Raw genomic sequence first — 16,799 nt, forward strand, 5'->3', positions numbered from 1 at the left:
GCATTGTAGCGCAGCGTGTCGCTGACAAATGGCGCAAAAAAGCGCGGAAAGTACCGTTAATCGGCGCAAACTAGCTGGCGTATCCGTCGATCGGCAGTCAAATCAGGTTGCGCCGCAACAATTTTCCGCATTATGAGAAGCGATCTCGTAATTCGAAAATTTTGTTGCGTGGACGTCGGGACCCCTTTTACAATCGGCCGAAGCTGCCGCGGCCGTGCTTCGTCCGCGTCGTCTGTTCAAAGAGCGTTCCTCTATATCCAGGAGACGAGCATGTCCGCTGTACCCGACGAAGTCATGAAATATGTCGCCGCCGAAAAAGACGACGATCCCCAGGAAACCGGCGAATGGCTGGAGGCGCTGGATGGCGTGATTTCTGCTGTGGGCCCCGATCGCGCTCACTATCTGATCGAAAAGCAAATCGAATTCGCGCGCGTGCATGGCGAACATTTGCCGTTCTCCGCCAACACGCCGTACATCAACACGATTCCGGTCGCGCGCCAGGCGAAGATCCCCGGCGACCAGGACATCGAACACCGGATCCGCTCGTACACCCGCTGGAACGCCATTGCGATGGTGCTGCGCGCCGGCAAGGACACCAACGTCGGCGGCCACATCGCGTCGTTCGCTTCCGCGGCCACGCTGTACGACGTCGGCTACAACCACTTCTGGCATGCGCCGTCGGCTGAACACGGCGGCGATCTCGTGTTCGTGCAGGGCCATTCGTCGCCGGGTGTGTACTCGCGCGCGTTCCTGCTCGGCCGCCTGACCGAAAACCAGCTCGACAACTTCCGTCAGGAAGTGGGCGGCGAGGGCATCTCGTCGTATCCGCATCCGTGGCTGATGCCGGATTTCTGGCAATTCCCGACCGTCTCGATGGGTCTCGGCCCGATTATGGCGATCTATCAGGCGCGCTTCATGAAGTACATGCAGGCGCGCGGCATTGCGAAGACCGACGGCCGCAAGGTCTGGGCGTTCCTCGGCGACGGCGAAACGGACGAACCGGAATCGCTCGGCGCGATCGGCATGGCCGGCCGCGAACGCCTCGACAACCTGGTGTTCGTGATCAACTGCAACCTGCAGCGTCTCGACGGCCCGGTGCGCGGTAACGGCAAGATCATTCAGGAACTCGAAGGCGAATTCCGCGGCGCCGGCTGGAACGTGATCAAGGTCGTGTGGGGCAGCCGCTGGGATGCGCTGTTCCAGCGCGACAAGTCGGGCGCGCTGATGCGCCGGATGATGGAAGTCGTCGACGGCGAATATCAGACGTACAAGTCGGAGTCGGGCGCGTATGTTCGCGAGCACTTCTTCAACACGCCGGAACTGAAGGCGCTGGTCGCCGAATGGTCCGACGACGAAATCTGGAATCTGAACCGCGGCGGCCACGATCCGCACAAGATTTACGCGGCGTTCCAGGAAGCGTCGAATTCGCAGGGCCAGCCGACCGTCATTCTCGCGAAGACGATCAAGGGCTACGGGATGGGCGAAGCCGGCCAGGCGATGAACATCACCCACCAGCAGAAGAAGATGCAGGTGGAGCAGCTGAAGAAATTCCGCGACCAGTTCCGTCTGCCGATCGCCGACGAAGACCTCGTCAACGTGCCGTACCTGAAGTTCGAAGAAGGTTCGAAGGAACTCGAGTACATGCGTGCTCGCCGTCAGGAACTCGGCGGCTATCTGCCGGCGCGTCGCCAGAAGGCCGACTCGCTGCCGGTGCCGGCGCTCGACGTGTTCGAGCCGCTGCTGAAGGGCACGGGCGAAGGCCGTGAGATTTCCACGACGATGGCATTCGTGCGGATTCTCAACATCCTGCTGAAGGACAAGGCGCTCGGTAAGCGCATCGTGCCGATCGTGCCGGACGAGTCGCGTACCTTCGGTATGGAAGGCCTGTTCCGCCAGATCGGTATCTGGAATCAGCAAGGCCAGAAGTACGTACCGGAAGATTCCGACCAGTTGATGTTCTACCGTGAGTCGGAAACCGGTCAGATCCTGCAGGAAGGCATCAACGAAGCCGGCGGTATGGCGGACTGGATCGCGGCCGCGACGTCGTACTCGACGCACGGCGAGATCATGATCCCGTTCTACATCTTCTACTCGATGTTCGGCTTCCAGCGTATCGGCGACCTCGCATGGGCGGCGGGCGACATGCGTTCGCGCGGCTTCCTGCTGGGCGGCACCGCTGGGCGCACCACGCTGAACGGCGAAGGTCTGCAACACGAAGACGGCCACTCGCTGCTGTGGGCCGCTTCGGTGCCGAACTGCATCAGCTATGACCCGACGTTCGGTTACGAACTCGCGGTCATCATGCAGGACGGCCTGCGCCGCATGGTCGCGGATCAGGAAGACGTGTACTACTACATCACGGTGATGAACGAAAACTACGAGCACCCGGCGATTCCGCAGGGCGAAGCGGTAGCGGCCGACATCATCAAGGGTATGTACTCGTTCAAGAAAGCCGACGCCGACAAGAAGGCGCCGCGCGTTCAGTTGATGGGCGCGGGCACGATCTTCAATGAAGTGATCGCGGCTGCCGATCTTCTGAAGAACGACTGGGGCGTCGCCGCCGACCTGTGGAGCGTGCCGAGCTTCACCGAACTGGCTCGCGAAGGCCACGAAGTGCAACGCTGGAACCTGCTGCATCCGACCGAAGAGAAGAAAGTCTCGCACGTCGAGAAGCTGTTGAAGGACGCACAAGGTCCGGTCATCGCCTCGACCGACTACGTGCGCGCGCTGACCGAGCAGATCCGCGCGTTCGTGCCGCAGAAGTTCGTCGTGCTGGGCACGGATGGCTACGGCCGTTCGGACACGCGTGAAAAGCTGCGTCACTTCTTCGAAGTCGACCGCTACTGGGTCACGGTTGCCGCGTTGAATGCACTGGCAGACGAAGGCACGATCGAACGCAAGGTCGTCGCCGAGGCGCTCAAGAAGTACAACCTTGATCCCGCCAAACCCAACCCGATGACCGTCTAAGGCATCCTTCCCCGTGTGCCACGGCGTGCGCGCCCTGTCTCTGTCGATCAGGGACGGGGTGCGTGCGCGGCCCAGGAGACACTAACAATGAGTCAAGCGATCGAAGTCAAGGTGCCGGACATCGGCGATTACAAGGACATCCCTGTGATCGAGGTGCTGGTGAAGGCGGGTGATACCGTCGAGAAAGAGCAGTCGCTCGTGACGCTGGAATCCGACAAGGCGACGATGGACGTGCCGAGCTCGGCCGCCGGCGTCGTCAAGGAAGTGAAGGTCAAGGTCGGCGACAACGTGTCGGAAGGCGTGCTGATCGTCGTGCTGGAAAGTGCCGAGGGTGGTGCCGCTGCGCCGGCCCCGGCTCCGGCGCCTGCTGCTGCGCCTGCACCGGCTGCTGCACCCGCGCCGTCCGCGGCGCCTGCCGCAAGCGGTGGCGGCGTGCAGGAAGTCAAAGTGCCGGATATCGGCGACTACAAAGACATTCCCGTGATCGAAGTCTCGGTGAAGGTCGGCGATCGCGTCGAGAAAGAGCAGTCGCTGGTGACGCTCGAATCCGACAAGGCGACGATGGACGTGCCGAGCTCGGCCGCCGGCGTCGTCAAGGAAGTGAAGGTCAAGGTCGGCGATAACGTGTCGGAAGGCTCGGTGATCGTCGTGCTGGAAGCGGACGGCGGTGCTGCTGCACCGGCTCCCGCTCCGGCCGCGAAGCCGCAACCGGCGGAAAAGCCGTCGGATGCGCCGGCCACGCCGTCGCCCGCACCGGCTTCGCCGTCCGCGCTCGCGCAGGCGCCGGTGATTCAGGCTGGCGAAGGCGGCGCACGTCACGCGAGCCACGCTTCGCCGTCGGTGCGCAAGTTCGCGCGCGAACTCGGCGTCGACGTGACGCAAGTGCAGGGCACGGGTCCGAAGGGCCGCATTACGCAAGCCGACGTCACCGCGTTCATCAAGGGCGTGATGACGGGCCAGCGCGCGGCGCCAGCCGGCGCTGCCGCACCGGCCGCGGGTGGCGGCGAGCTGAATCTGCTGCCGTGGCCGAAGGTCGATTTCACCAAGTTCGGTCCGGTCGATCCGAAGCCGCTGTCGCGCATCAAGAAGATTTCGGGCGCGAACCTGCATCGCAACTGGGTCATGATCCCGCACGTCACGAACAACGACGAAGCGGACATCACCGATCTCGAAGCGCTGCGCGTGCAGTTGAACAAGGAAAACGAAAAGGCCGGCGTGAAGATCACGATGCTGGCGTTCGTGATCAAGGCGGTCGTGTCCGCGTTGAAGCAGTTCCCGACGTTCAATGCCAGCCTCGATGGCGATAACCTGGTGTTCAAGCAGTACTTCCATATCGGGTTCGCTGCGGATACGCCGAATGGGTTGGTCGTTCCGGTGATTCGCGATGCGGACAAGAAGGGTTTGATCGATATCGCGAAGGAAATGGCGGAACTGTCGAAGCTCGCGCGTGACGGCAAGCTGAAGCCGGATCAGATGCAAGGCGGGTGCTTCTCGATTTCGTCTCTGGGTGGGATTGGCGGCACTAACTTCACGCCGATTATCAATGCGCCTGAAGTCGCCATTCTCGGCTTGTCGCGCGGTGCGATGAAGCCGGTTTGGGATGGGAAGCAGTTTGTGCCCCGGCTTACTTTGCCGCTGTCGCTGTCGTATGACCATCGGGTGATCGATGGCGCTGCGGCCGCCAGGTTCAATGCTTATCTGGGTGCGATTCTTGCCGATTTTCGGCGTGTGATTCTTTGATTCTGGTGTTGCGCGGGGCGCTTGGGTTTTTTGTTAATCCGCGTCTCTTCGTTGAACCTGTTTTCATGTCGGTCTTTTAGCGTCGCCCCTGTGCGGGGCGGCACCTACTTTTCTTTGCACCCCAAGGGTACTTCCTGCGGGGCGTCTTCCAAAGAAAAGTAGGCAAAAGAAAGGCGCGTCCTTAGGCGGACAGCAAAGGATGTTCTGTCCAGGACGCTGCCAGCTTTTGGGCCGCGTTTCTTTGGGTTTGCGTGCTTCATCACGGTCAATAAGAGAAGGGGACACTATGAGTCTCGTCGAAGTAAAAGTGCCGGATATCGGTGACTTCAAAGACGTCGATGTCATCGAAGTCAATATCAAACCAGGCGATGTCATCGAGAACGAGCAGGCTCTCCTGACGCTCGAGTCCGATAAGGCCTCCATCGAAGTGCCCAGCGATACCGCCGGCACCGTCAAGGAAGTCCGCATCAAACCCGGTGACAAAGTCTCGCAAGGCGCTGTCATCGCGCTCGTCGAAACGTCGGCGGATGCGTCGGCTAAAGATGCACCGAAAGACGCACCCAAGGCGCCCGCCAAGGAAGCTGCTCCGGCGCCCGCACCCGCGGCTGCCGCCGCGCCGAAGGCCGCTGCGCCCGCTCCTCAAGCGGGTAGCTTCTCCGGTAACGCCGATATCGAGTGCGACATGCTCGTGCTCGGTTCGGGTCCCGGCGGTTACTCGGCGGCGTTTCGTTCCGCCGACCTCGGCATGAAGACCGTGCTCGTCGAACGCTATGCAACGCTCGGCGGCGTGTGTCTGAATGTCGGCTGCATTCCGTCGAAGGCGTTGCTGCACACGGCCCTCGTCATCGACGAAGCAGAAGCGCTCGGCGCGCACGGCATCACGTTCGCCAAGCCGCAGATCGATCTCGACAAACTGCGCGACTTCAAGTCCGGCGTCGTCAAGAAGCTCACCGGCGGTCTCGCCGGCATGGCCAAGGCGCGCAAGGTCGAAGTCGTGACGGGCACCGGCTCGTTCGTCGATCCGCATCACATGGAAGTGCAGACCGAAGGCGGCAAGAAAGTCGTCAGGTTCAAGCAGGCCATCATCGCCGCCGGCTCGGAAGCGGTGAAGCTGCCGTTCATTCCGCAAGATCCGCGCGTCGTCGATTCGACCGGCGCGCTCGAACTGCGTCAGATTCCGCAACGCATGCTGGTGATCGGCGGCGGCATCATCGGTCTGGAAATGGCGACCGTTTATGCGACGCTCGGCGCGAAGATCGATGTGGTCGAAATGCTCGACGGTCTGATGGCCGGCGCGGACCGCGATCTGGTCAAGGTCTGGGAGAAGTACAACAGCAAGCGTTTCGCCAACGTGATGCTGAAGACGAAGACCACCGCGGCCGAAGCCAAAGACGACGGCATCTACGTGTCGTTCGAAGGCGAAAAGGCGCCGGCCGAAGCGCAACGCTACGACCTCGTGCTGGTCGCCGTCGGCCGTACGCCGAACGGCAAGAAGATCGGCGCGGACAAGGCCGGCGTCGCGGTGACGGATCGCGGTTTCATCGACGTCGACAAGCAGATGCGCACCAACGTGCCGCACATCTTCGCGATCGGCGATATCGTCGGTCAGCCGATGCTCGCGCACAAAGCGGTGCACGAAGGTCATGTCGCCGCCGAAGCCGCACACGGCGAGAAGGCGTACTTCGACGCGCTGCAGATTCCGTCGGTGGCCTACACCGATCCGGAAGTGGCATGGGCAGGCAAGACCGAAGACCAGTTGAAGGCCGCCGGCATCAAGTACGGCAAGGCAGTGTTTCCGTGGGCCGCGTCGGGCCGCGCGATCGCCAACGGCCGCGACGAAGGCTTCACGAAGTTGCTGTTCGACGAAGAAACGCATCGCGTGATCGGTGGCGGTATCGTCGGTCTGAATGCCGGCGACCTGATCAGCGAAGTGTGTCTGGCAGTCGAGATGGGTGCGGACGCAACGGATATCGGCAAAACCATTCACCCGCATCCGACGCTCGGCGAATCGATCGGGATGGCCGCCGAATTGTATGAAGGTGTCTGTACGGATCTGCCGCCGCAGAAAAAGAAGTAAGCCAGACGGCCCGCGTGCATGCGCGCGGGTCCGACGGAACCTATGCCTGAAGCAAAAAAACGGCGCGCCCCGCAAAGGGCGCGCCGTTTTTTATACCGCAGCGGGGGAGTGCGCATTACCTCGGTGTATCACCACGCAAAAAGTTCGAAACATGCACGGAGCATGTCAGGTGGCGGGAAAAAAAATCCCGGCCTGTTCGCCGGGCAAACGATACGTCGTTCAACGTATCGGAGCGTTCGGCCAATTCAAACCGTGTGAGCGGCAACGGCACGACGCTGTTGCTTGCGGTAACGCCGGCCAGGCGTGTGAAAGCCCGGCCGGCGCGAGGTGATGCAGATGAAACTTAGACTGTCTTCTTGGCCGAGCGCGATGCTTGCGCGGCGGCTTGCGAAGCTGCCTTCGATGCGGCCGTTGCAGCTGCATTGAAGTTGCTTTCGGCGATTTCGACGGCTTGCTTGGTTGCCTTGTGAACCGTTTCGTACGTGGTGTTGGCGGCGGTGATAGCCGACTTGATCACGGCGACAGCGGTTTCCGAACCGGCCGGTGCATTCTTCGCGACGTTTTCGACGAGCGACTGAACCTTGCGGTTTTGCTCTTCGAATTGCGCTTCAGCAACGCGGGTGAACTCGCCTTGCGTTGCCGACACGATTTCGTACACATGGCGGCCATACGACAGCGCCTTTTCAGCCACGGGCTGCGCAAGGCTCGCTTGCAGGGCCAGCAGTTCTTGCGCGTCCTTCACGGACAATGCGCGTTGTGCATTTTCCTGGCTTTCCGCGAGCGTCGATTTCACGACTTGCAGGTTCAATTCGACGAGCTTTTCGACGCCTTCAAATGCTTTGGTCGTCAAGCCAAACAGCGTTTCGAAGTTGGCTTTCTGGGCTGCAGCGAATTGCTCGGGGGTCAGCAGAGTCATGGTTACGCTCCTGAATAGCGGTCTGTCTGTGCGACCGCGTTGGGTTGATGGCCAGACGCTAAAGCTCGTCCGCCCGGACTGCGATGTTTTGTGCATCGCAGCAATGGTTCCCATTTTAGGGCGGTTGAAATGAATGTCAAGTGATTTTTGTGCGACGCACAATATTAAGAAAGTGCTGATAAAACAATATGTTATGCAGGTGGCATGGCATGCGGGTGACGTCGGTAGATTTACCTTGCGCACCGAACTGGTGCGCGGCGAATCCGTATTTTTTGCCTGATTCGCAGCGTTGTTGGGGAGGTGCCCATAGAATGACGCGATCGTCGCGCCCGCGTACGCAGCGTGCGATATCGCGCATTAATTCGCGAATCGACGCGTTCCTGTGTAAACCGTAAAGTGTCACGGAACGTTAATGCGCTATGCCGGTCGAATGCGCGTTGGCGGTCTGGAGCAGGCGTTTAACACGCTGCTGCGAGCTTCCGCTAGCGCTCCGGTATGCAGGCCATGCGTTGTCCTGCTTGCATGCCGACCGTATTTCCCCTGATCAAGCTTGTCTCGAAGTTGCCGTTATGCTGGAAGGATCGTATCGAATTCTTTCATTCCGGCGGCAACAGTGGGGCAAAGCGCGTCATCGATCGTTTTTTTCGATCGATCCGCGGCACTTATTCGTGTTTTTGCGATCGGAGCTTACAAGCCGGTTTAAGGAGCGCGTATAAGTGCTTCAAATTGCTAATTTTTCGTTGTTTTACTACACTTGCGGAAACCTCTCGCCGCTCCCTACCGAACACCCATGAAAACCGACATGTTTTCGTCGCTAAAAGTGATCCACGGCGCGGCCCGCAGCACCGCTCTGTCGGTGGCCGCCTCCATGGTCATCGCGGCGGCGTTCGCCACGCCTGGCACCGCTTTTGCCGCCACGGCCACCGCCACGGCAACTGCGCCTGCGGCACCTGCCAAACCCTCCAAACGCGCGAAAGCGGCCAAAAAATCAGCCACGGCGAGTGCCGACAAAGTGTCGGGCAAGTCGTCGAAGGCGGTTAAAGGCGCTGCTGCGAAGACCGCCGCGGTCAAGACCGTGGCCGCCGCAGACGACGCTGCGCCGCGCGTCAAGCGCAAGCGCGTGACGTACACGTCGAATGGCCGTCATCGCTCGGTGGTGCGCCGCGTTGCGTACGAACCGCGTCAGCCGACGGTCGGCCAGGCTTTCGGGCTGCATGAAACGCCCGATGCGCTGATGCTGCGTTCGAGCGTCGCATACGTGATCGACCAGAACAGCGGCGAATCGCTGTTCGACAAGAACTCGCGCGCCGTGGTGCCGATCGCGTCGATCACCAAGCTGATGACCTCGATGGTGGTACTCGATTCGAAAGAGCCGATGACCGATCAGATCGAAGTCACCGACGAAGACCGCGACTACGAAAAGAACACCGGCTCGCGTTTGTCCGTGGGCTCGGTGCTCTCGCGTGAAGACATGCTGCACATCGCGCTGATGGCTTCGGAAAACCGCGCGGCCGCAGCGCTGTCGCGTTATTTCCCCGGCGGCCGCCCGGCTTTCCTCGCGGCGATGAACGCGAAAGCCAAGCAACTCGGCATGACCGACACCCACTTCGAAAACCCGACGGGTTTGACGAGCCAGAACGTGTCGAGCGCGCGTGACCTCGTGAAGATGGTCAACGCGGCGTATCAGTACCCGCTGATCCGCAAGTTCTCGACCGATCACAGCTACGAGGTGTACACCGGCAAGCGTACGCTGGCGTACAACAGCACGAACGCGCTGGTGCGCAATCCCACCTGGGACATCGGCCTGCAAAAGACCGGCTTCATCAACGAAGCAGGCGAGTGTCTCGTGATGCAGGCGACCATTCATGGCCGTCCGATGATCATGGTGCTGCTCGACTCGTCGGGTAAGTACTCGCGCTTTGCCGATGCAACACGTCTGCGTACGTGGCTCGACAACGGCGGCGATCAGGCGCGTATCACCAGTGCGGATGCCGGCGGTCCGGGCACCTGAGCGTGATGAAGTGGCCGGTCCGCGGATCGGTCGGCCGAATAAAAAAGCCTCGCAGCGGATGCGAGGCTTTTTTTCGACCCAACGCCGCCGCTTACGCGTGGTGCGAATGCGGATGCGAATGGTCCTGCGGTGTTTGCGGCCGATAGCCGAGCGATTCGGAAATCATCAGCGCGGTCTGGCTCACTTGCCCCAGCCACGAGTCCTGCAAACGATCCGCCGGGGCCGACAACGACAGACCCGCGACCAGCTTGCCGGTGTCGTCGTAGATGCCGGCTGCGATGCAACGCACGCCCAGTTCGAGCTCTTCGTTGTCGCGCGCGCAAGCCTGCTGACGCACGAGCGACAGTTCACGCTCGAGCTTGGTCAGATCCGTGATGCTGTTTTGCGTGTGGCCGGATAGGCCGGTGCGGGTGGCGTACGCACGCACGCGGGTCGATTCGTCGGCGGCGAGGAACAGCTTGCCCACCGAAGTCAGATGCAGCGGCGCGCGGCCGCCGATCGCCCGCACCACCTGCATGCCGGAGCGCTCGGAATACGCGCGCTCGATATAGACGATCTCGTCGCCCTGGCGCACCGATAGATTCACCGTCTGCCCCGTTTGCCGATGCAATTCGCGCATCGGCGTGAGCGCCGCGTCGCGCACCGACAGCCGCGCCTTCACCAGGTTGCCCAGTTCGAGCAGGCGCATACCGAGACGGTAAGTGCCCGGATCGGAGCGGTCGACGAGCCGGCACATCACCATGTCGTTCAGGATGCGGTGTGCGGTGGACGGATGCAGTTCCGTGCGGATGGCGAGTTCTTTCAGGCTGACCGGGTCGCTATGCGCAGCGAGTGCGTCGAGCAGGCGCATCATGCGTTCGATCACCTGGATCGAAGTTTTGGGATCCGGGTTCGTATCGCTCATGGGAGGAATTGGTTGACGCGTCAAACAGCGGAAATTGATTGTATCCCGTATTGTGAAAAGATGGGAAGCGGTTGGAGGGCCTATTCCAATATGCCGCGGTATTCGTCTTATGGCTTTTGGCAATTGGTATTGTGCGCCAAACAGCGGATAATCAGGCACGTTTTCCCGAAGGAGGGCTCATGCGAGTCGGATTGTTCGTTACCTGTCTGATCGACCTGATGCGTCCCGAAATCGGTTTTTCGGTCATCAAGCTGATCGAAGGCGCCGGTTTCGAGGTGGTGGTTCCACCCGCGCAAACCTGTTGCGGGCAACCCGCCTACAACTCGGGCGAGCGGCGCATTGCGCGCGATCTGGCTCAGAAAACGCTGCGCGAGTTCGAACAGTTTGACTACATCGTGGTGCCGTCGGGGTCTTGCGGCGGGATGATTCGCACGCACTACGGCGACCTGTTCGCCGACGATCCTGAAATGATGGGCCGCTTCGGCCGGCTGCGCGCCAAAGTGTTCGAGTTGACGGATTTCCTTGTCAACGTAGCCAAGGTGCAATTGCAACCGGGCGAGTTCGCCGGGCAGGTGACTTACCACGATTCCTGTTCCGGGTTGCGCGAGCTCGGTGTGAAGGCGCAGCCGCGCGCGTTGCTCAAGCAGGTGGGTGTCGCCGTGACCGAGATGAAGGACTGCGAGCACTGCTGCGGTTTTGGTGGCACCTTCGCGGTCAAGTACGGCGATATTTCCACGGCGATCGTCGACGAGAAATGCGCGAATATCGGCGCGAGCGGCGCGGGTGCGGTGGTGCTCGGCGATCTCGGCTGCATGCTGAATATCGAGGGACGTTTGCGTCGCACGGGCGACACGACCACCCGCGTGCTGCACATCGCGCAGGTGCTGGCCGGCGACGTCTGACGCTACGCCGTCAGCGTCCCATTTCACGTAGTCCGTTGCGCATTTGAGTGAACCGCACAAGGCCGCCATGCAAGTCCAAACCATGCAATTCAAGGCGCGCGCCGGTCAGAAACTCGCTGACCAGCGTCTGCAGCAGAATCTGACCAAGCTGTCGACCAAGTTCGTGTCGGCGCGTGCCGCAGCGATCACCGCGATCGACTTTCCCGCCACCCGCGCCGCGCTCAAGGAGCGTCGCAATCGGGCTCTGGACAATCTCGACGTGTGGCTCGAAACCTTCGAGCGCGAGGCGTCGCGCCGCGGTGTCACCGTGCTGTTTGCCGAAACGACGCAGGAGGCGGCGCGCCTCGTCGGCGATATCGCGCGGCGGCATGACGTGAAGAAGGTGATCAAGACCAAGTCGATGGTCACCGAGGAAATGCGCCTGAATGAAGTGCTCGGGCAGATGGGCGTGCAGTCGATCGAAACGGATCTGGGCGAATACATTTTGCAGATCAACGACAACGAGCCGCCTAGCCACATCATCGCGCCCGTGGTCCACAAGGATAAGGACGAGATTGCCGATCTGTTCGCTAAAACGCACGGAAGGCCGCGGCTCACCGAAATTACCGACATGACCCGTGAGGCGCGCGAGATGCTGCGGCCGCATTTCATGACCGCGGACATGGGCGTGACGGGCGGCAATTTCGTGGTCGCGGAAACGGGTTCGGTGGTGCTGGTTACGAACGAGGGCAACGAAGGCATGTGTACGGTGATGCCGCGTGTGCATGTGGCTGTCACCGGAATCGAAAAGGTGTTGCCGACGCTGGAGGACCTGGCGACGGCAATGCGTCTGCTTCCGCGCTCGGCAACCGGGCAGGCGACTTCCAACTACTTCTCCGTGCTGACCGGGCCGCGCGGGGAGGAGGATCAGGACGGGCCGGAGCATATGTATGTGGTGCTCGTCGACGGTGGCCGCACGGGACTGATCGGCGGTGACTTTCAGGAGATGCTGCGCTGTATCCGTTGCGGCGCGTGCATGAACCACTGTCCGGTGTATCAGAAGGTCGGCGGTCACGCATACGGCTGGGTCTATCCGGGGCCGATGGGTTCGGTGCTGACACCGAGTTATGTCGGGCTGGAGAAGGCGCTGGACCTGCCGCAAGCCGCTACGTTGTGCGGTGAGTGCAACAGCGTTTGTCCGGTGGGAATTCCGCTATCCGACCTGCTGCGCAAGCTGCGCGAAGCGCAGGTGGAGCGGCGTCTGCGGCCGTGGGGCGAGCGGGTCGGGCTCGCTGTGTGGGGTTTTCTCGCGCTGCATCCGGGCGCCTATGCGCTTTTCACCAGGCTCGTGGTTCGCGTGCTCGAGCAAATGGGCGGCCGGAACCGTTCGATTGCGAAGTTGCCGCTCGCCGGAGCCGGCTGGACGAATACGCGTGAAATGCCTGCGCCCGTTGGCCGTACGTTCCGGGAGCTTTACGCGGCGCAGCGTAGCCATATCGGCTGAAGCGGCGGGCATGGCCGTGTCGGGGTGAATCAGTGCTTGGGCGGCTTGCTGCGGTAAGCGGGGGCGATTCGCGACGCGCAGAATTTTCAGGCATTGACCCAACGGTGACGAAAGAAACTCAATGGTCCGACGGCGCGCCCGGCTGACGCCCGGGTACGCCGCGTGGCACATTAGCGCCGCCGTTGCCACGTCCGCCGCCATTCGCCTGCTGGGGCGGTGGCCCTGGCGGCGGCCCACCGGCGCCAGGGCGCGGGCCGTTTGATCCACCCGGACCGCCAGGGCCGCCCGCCGCTCCTCGCGGAGGCGGTCCGCCATTCTGGCCGCCGTTATTCGGCTGACCGTGCCAGCCACCGTTACTACCGTTACTACCATTACCGCCGTTACCCCGATTGCCGTTGTCGTAGCGATCCCGGCCATAGCCAGGATTCCCTCGGTATCCCGGGCCAGGTCCATAGTAGCGGCCGGGACCGTCGTAATAGGCCGGTCCCGAATAGCCGCCAAACCCCATATACACATTGGCTGGCGGCGCGACAGGCGCGCCGGCGGGGTAGCCGGCGTAGCCGTCATAGGCACCGCCGTAACCGTTGCTATACATTGGCGTGCCGTCCGGATAGACCGCGCAACCGCTCAATAGCGCGGCGACGGCGAGACCGACGAATGGTGCAAGGCGTGGCATGAGTACGACCGGTCGAAGATTTAATGTTTGTAAGACAACCATTATCGCTAACCGTCGCACATGCTTTGTATGTGTTTGTAAGCATTTCTTTTTCGTGCCGGAACTCGCTGTTCAGCACTATTTCGTCTGAAGCAACGCTCTATCTCATATAAGCGGGTTTTTCCCGATTGATGATTTCTATAAGATTTCGACTGGGCATAGTGGGCCACAAGCTCATGCGCCCCCCAATCGGAACGAACCACATCATGAAAAAGACAATATCGATGTACTGGCCGTTGGCCATCGTTGTGCTGCTCGCCGCGGCCACCTATTTCCACGTGTGGCGCGACGCTGCATCGCGCGCTTCGCAAGCTCCGCTTGCAGCCGACCAGTTGACCGCCGAGCTCGCGCGCGCCGTCTCGTACGGAATGATCGACGACACGTCGCCGCTGCCGGCCAAGCCGATGCGCGTAGCCACGCCCGTCCCGCTCGCGGAAGCCTCCTGAGCGCAACGCGGCGCCCGGCGCGATTCGACTCGCCTTTGTATAATCGCGGCACTTCTTTCCAACTGTCGATCCGCGCCGGTGGCGTACTCCCGAAGGCCTGCGATGAAAACCGTATCTATCTGCTTCGTCTGCCTCGGGAACATCTGTCGTTCGCCGACCGCGGAAGGCGTGATGCGCCATCTGGTCGAACAGGCGAATCTCGCGGAGCGGATTCTGATCGACTCAGCCGGCACCGGCGACTGGCATATCGGCCAACCGCCGGACGACCGCGCGCAGCAGGCGTCGCGTGGGCGCGGTTACGAATTGTCTGCGCTGCGTGGGCGGCAGATCGCGGCGGCGGATTTCGAGCGTTTCGACCTGTTGATCGCGATGGACGACAAGAACATCGCCGCGTTGCGCGAGATTTGCCCGCCTGAGCAACGCGACAAGATTCGTCTGTTGATGGAATTCGTGCCGGAAACGGACGCTCGCTGGCATGGCGCCCGCGAAGTCGTCGATCCGTATTTTGGCGGCGCGGAAGGTTTCGAGCAGGTGCTGGATCAATGCGAAGCGGCTTGTGGCGGGCTGATCGCCGTGCTTCGTCCCCAGTTGATCGCCTGAGCGTCACGAGCTATGGGCCGCCGCTTTCCGGCCTATCTCGTAATTAAGCAAATGACCCAAATCGCAGCAGGGATACTTGACTAATTCACTCATGTATTTATACTTGACAAAACTTGTCGAGAATAGCAGGTCCCACTCCATATGAGACTCACCACGAAAGGCCGTTTCGCCGTCACGGCGATGATTGACCTGGCACTGCGCCAGGAGCAGGGCCCGGTGACGCTTGCGGGTATCAGCCAGCGCCAACATATCTCCCTGTCCTACCTCGAGCAGTTGTTCGGCAAACTGCGCCGTCACGAGATCGTCGAGTCCGTGCGCGGACCGGGCGGCGGCTACAATCTCGCGCGCCGCGCTGAAGACGTGACGGTGGCCGACATCATCATCGCGGTCGACGAGCCGCTCGACGCCACCCAATGCGGCGGCAAGGGCTCGTGCGAAGGCACGAAGCAGCACGACGGTCACTGCATGACGCACGAACTGTGGTCCACGCTGAACCAGAAAATGGTCGAGTACCTGGATTCGGTCTCGCTAAAAGACCTGGTCGACCAGCAGCGTGCGCGCGAAGGCGCCCCGGCGGTGCTGCGCGACCGGCGCAACGAAGCGCCCGCCGTCGAGCCCGTGCGTGTGGCGCCGAAAGGGCCGAATTCCGTTTTCAACATGGCCGGTTCATAGGCGCGGTCCCGAGCATTCGCCGCAAGCCTGATCAGAACCCAGAAGCCAGAGCATATGACGTCCCCGGAGCAATTGATGAATAACGACACTCTCCATCTGCCCATCTACATGGACTACAGCGCGACGACGCCGATCGATCCGCGCGTGGTGGACAAGATGATTCCGTACCTGCGCGAGCAGTTCGGCAATCCCGCATCGCGCAGCCACTCGTATGGCTGGGACGCGGAGCGTGCAGTCGAAGAAGCGCGCGAGAACGTCGCCGCGCTGGTGAACGCCGATCCGCGCGAAATCATCTGGACCTCGGGCGCAACGGAGTCGGACAACCTGGCCATCAAGGGCGCCGCGCACTTCTACAAGAGCAAGGGCAAGCACATCATCACGGTGAAGACCGAGCACAAGGCCGTGCTCGACACCTGCCGCGAACTCGAGCGCGAAGGCTTTGAAGTCACGTATCTGGATGTGAAAGACGACGGTCTGATCGACCTCGACAAGTTCAAGGCCGCGCTGCGCCCGGACACGATTCTGGTGTCGGTCATGTCGGTGAACAACGAGATCGGCGTGATTCAGGACATCGAGGCGATCGGCGAGATTACCCGCGAAAAGGGCATCATTTTTCACGTCGACGCGGCGCAAGCCACCGGCAAGATCGCGATCGATCTGCAAAAGCTGAAGGTCGACCTGATGTCGTTCTCGGCGCACAAGACTTACGGCCCGAAGGGCATCGGCGCGTTGTATGTCCGCCGCAAGCCGCGTATCCGCATCGAAGCGCAGATGCACGGCGGCGGTCACGAACGCGGCATGCGTTCGGGCACGCTGGCTACACACCAGATCGTCGGTATGGGTGAAGCGTTCCGCATCGCGCGCGAAGAGATGGCGACGGAAAACGAACGTATCCGCATGCTGCGCGACCGTCTGTTGCGCGGCCTGTCGGAAATGGAAGAAACGTACGTGAACGGCGACATGGAAAAGCGTGTGCCGCACAACCTGAACATCAGCTTCAATTTCGTCGAAGGCGAATCGCTGATCATGGCGGTGAAGGATGTGGCGGTGTCGTCGGGCTCGGCGTGTACGTCGGCTTCGCTGGAACCGTCGTATGTGCTGCGCGCACTGGGTCGTAACGACGAACTCGCGCACAGCTCGATCCGCTTTACGGTTGGCCGCTTCACGACCGAGCAGGATGTCGATTACGTGATCAACCTGCTGAAGACCAAGATTTCGAAGCTGCGCGACTTGTCGCCGCTGTGGGAAATGCATCAGGACGGGATCGATATTTCGACCATCCAATGGGCAGCGCACTGACGCGCCGTCTGGACGAAGTCGAATTCATCGAATTGCAATTGCAGGTTGAAACGGATCAAGGAGTGTA

At 61.3% G+C, this 16,799-nt stretch carries 13 protein-coding genes; 10 read left to right on the forward strand and 3 right to left on the reverse strand.

Annotation, left to right across the window (positions count from 1 at the left end; genetic code table 11):
- The first annotated feature begins 270 nt into the window (after window positions 1–270).
- From aceE to lpdA, 3 genes are all read left to right on the forward strand, one after another.
- The gene (gene aceE / locus PQQ51_RS23630; RefSeq protein WP_408499282.1) at window positions 271–2,967 is read left to right on the forward strand and encodes a pyruvate dehydrogenase (acetyl-transferring), homodimeric type; all 2,697 of its coding nucleotides are present in this window, start codon (window positions 271–273) and stop codon (window positions 2,965–2,967) included.
- Window positions 2,968–3,054: 87 nt separating this feature from the next.
- Complete coding sequence (gene aceF, locus PQQ51_RS23635; protein ID WP_408499283.1) at window positions 3,055–4,707, forward strand: dihydrolipoyllysine-residue acetyltransferase; 1,653 nt, start codon at window positions 3,055–3,057, stop codon at window positions 4,705–4,707.
- A gap of 286 nt (window positions 4,708–4,993) precedes the next feature.
- Window positions 4,994–6,784 carry a dihydrolipoyl dehydrogenase gene (gene lpdA / locus PQQ51_RS23640; RefSeq protein ID WP_408499284.1) on the forward strand — a complete coding sequence of 597 codons (1,791 nt, stop codon included), beginning with the start codon at window positions 4,994–4,996 and terminating at the stop codon, window positions 6,782–6,784.
- 343 nt (window positions 6,785–7,127) lie between these two features.
- On the opposite strand, the gene PQQ51_RS23645 is transcribed toward lpdA, so the two are convergent.
- Window positions 7,128–7,700: a phasin family protein gene (locus tag PQQ51_RS23645; protein WP_408499358.1), complete on the reverse strand. Its 573-nt coding sequence runs from the start codon at window positions 7,698–7,700 to the stop codon at window positions 7,128–7,130.
- A gap of 790 nt (window positions 7,701–8,490) precedes the next feature.
- Between PQQ51_RS23645 and pbpG the strand changes: the two genes are divergently transcribed.
- A complete protein-coding gene (pbpG, locus tag PQQ51_RS23650) occupies window positions 8,491–9,711 on the forward strand; it encodes a D-alanyl-D-alanine endopeptidase (RefSeq protein WP_408499285.1) in 1,221 nt (406 codons plus the stop codon).
- A gap of 91 nt (window positions 9,712–9,802) precedes the next feature.
- On the opposite strand, the gene PQQ51_RS23655 is transcribed toward pbpG, so the two are convergent.
- A complete protein-coding gene (locus tag PQQ51_RS23655) occupies window positions 9,803–10,615 on the reverse strand; it encodes an IclR family transcriptional regulator (RefSeq protein ID WP_408499286.1) in 813 nt (270 codons plus the stop codon).
- 179 nt (window positions 10,616–10,794) lie between these two features.
- Between PQQ51_RS23655 and PQQ51_RS23660 the strand changes: the two genes are divergently transcribed.
- Together PQQ51_RS23660 and PQQ51_RS23665 are read left to right on the forward strand one after the other, a co-directional pair.
- The gene (locus tag PQQ51_RS23660; RefSeq protein ID WP_408499287.1) at window positions 10,795–11,517 is read left to right on the forward strand and encodes a (Fe-S)-binding protein; all 723 of its coding nucleotides are present in this window, start codon (window positions 10,795–10,797) and stop codon (window positions 11,515–11,517) included.
- A 67-nt stretch (window positions 11,518–11,584) separates the two neighbouring features.
- Entirely contained in the window at window positions 11,585–13,000 is a 1,416-nt protein-coding gene (locus PQQ51_RS23665) for a lactate utilization protein B (RefSeq protein ID WP_408499288.1), read from the forward strand.
- 118 nt (window positions 13,001–13,118) lie between these two features.
- Here PQQ51_RS23665 and PQQ51_RS23670 read toward each other — a convergent pair whose 3' ends face one another.
- Window positions 13,119–13,676, reverse strand: coding sequence for a hypothetical protein (locus PQQ51_RS23670; RefSeq protein ID WP_408499289.1), 558 nt, complete (start codon window positions 13,674–13,676; stop codon window positions 13,119–13,121).
- A gap of 245 nt (window positions 13,677–13,921) precedes the next feature.
- Between PQQ51_RS23670 and PQQ51_RS23675 the strand changes: the two genes are divergently transcribed.
- The 4 genes from PQQ51_RS23675 (at window position 13,922) to PQQ51_RS23690 (ending at window position 16,732) form a co-directional block, all read left to right on the forward strand.
- Entirely contained in the window at window positions 13,922–14,161 is a 240-nt protein-coding gene (locus tag PQQ51_RS23675) for a hypothetical protein (RefSeq protein ID WP_408499290.1), read from the forward strand.
- 102 nt (window positions 14,162–14,263) lie between these two features.
- Window positions 14,264–14,761, forward strand: coding sequence for a low molecular weight protein-tyrosine-phosphatase (locus tag PQQ51_RS23680; protein WP_408499291.1), 498 nt, complete (start codon window positions 14,264–14,266; stop codon window positions 14,759–14,761).
- A 141-nt stretch (window positions 14,762–14,902) separates the two neighbouring features.
- Window positions 14,903–15,433: a Fe-S cluster assembly transcriptional regulator IscR gene (gene iscR, locus PQQ51_RS23685; RefSeq protein WP_408499292.1), complete on the forward strand. Its 531-nt coding sequence runs from the start codon at window positions 14,903–14,905 to the stop codon at window positions 15,431–15,433.
- A gap of 75 nt (window positions 15,434–15,508) precedes the next feature.
- The gene (locus PQQ51_RS23690; RefSeq protein WP_408499293.1) at window positions 15,509–16,732 is read left to right on the forward strand and encodes an IscS subfamily cysteine desulfurase; all 1,224 of its coding nucleotides are present in this window, start codon (window positions 15,509–15,511) and stop codon (window positions 16,730–16,732) included.
- The last annotated feature ends 67 nt before the right edge of the window (window positions 16,733–16,799 follow it).

The organism is Paraburkholderia xenovorans (assembly GCF_046030735.1).
Classification (GTDB): Bacteria; Pseudomonadota; Gammaproteobacteria; order Burkholderiales; family Burkholderiaceae; genus Paraburkholderia; species Paraburkholderia xenovorans_A.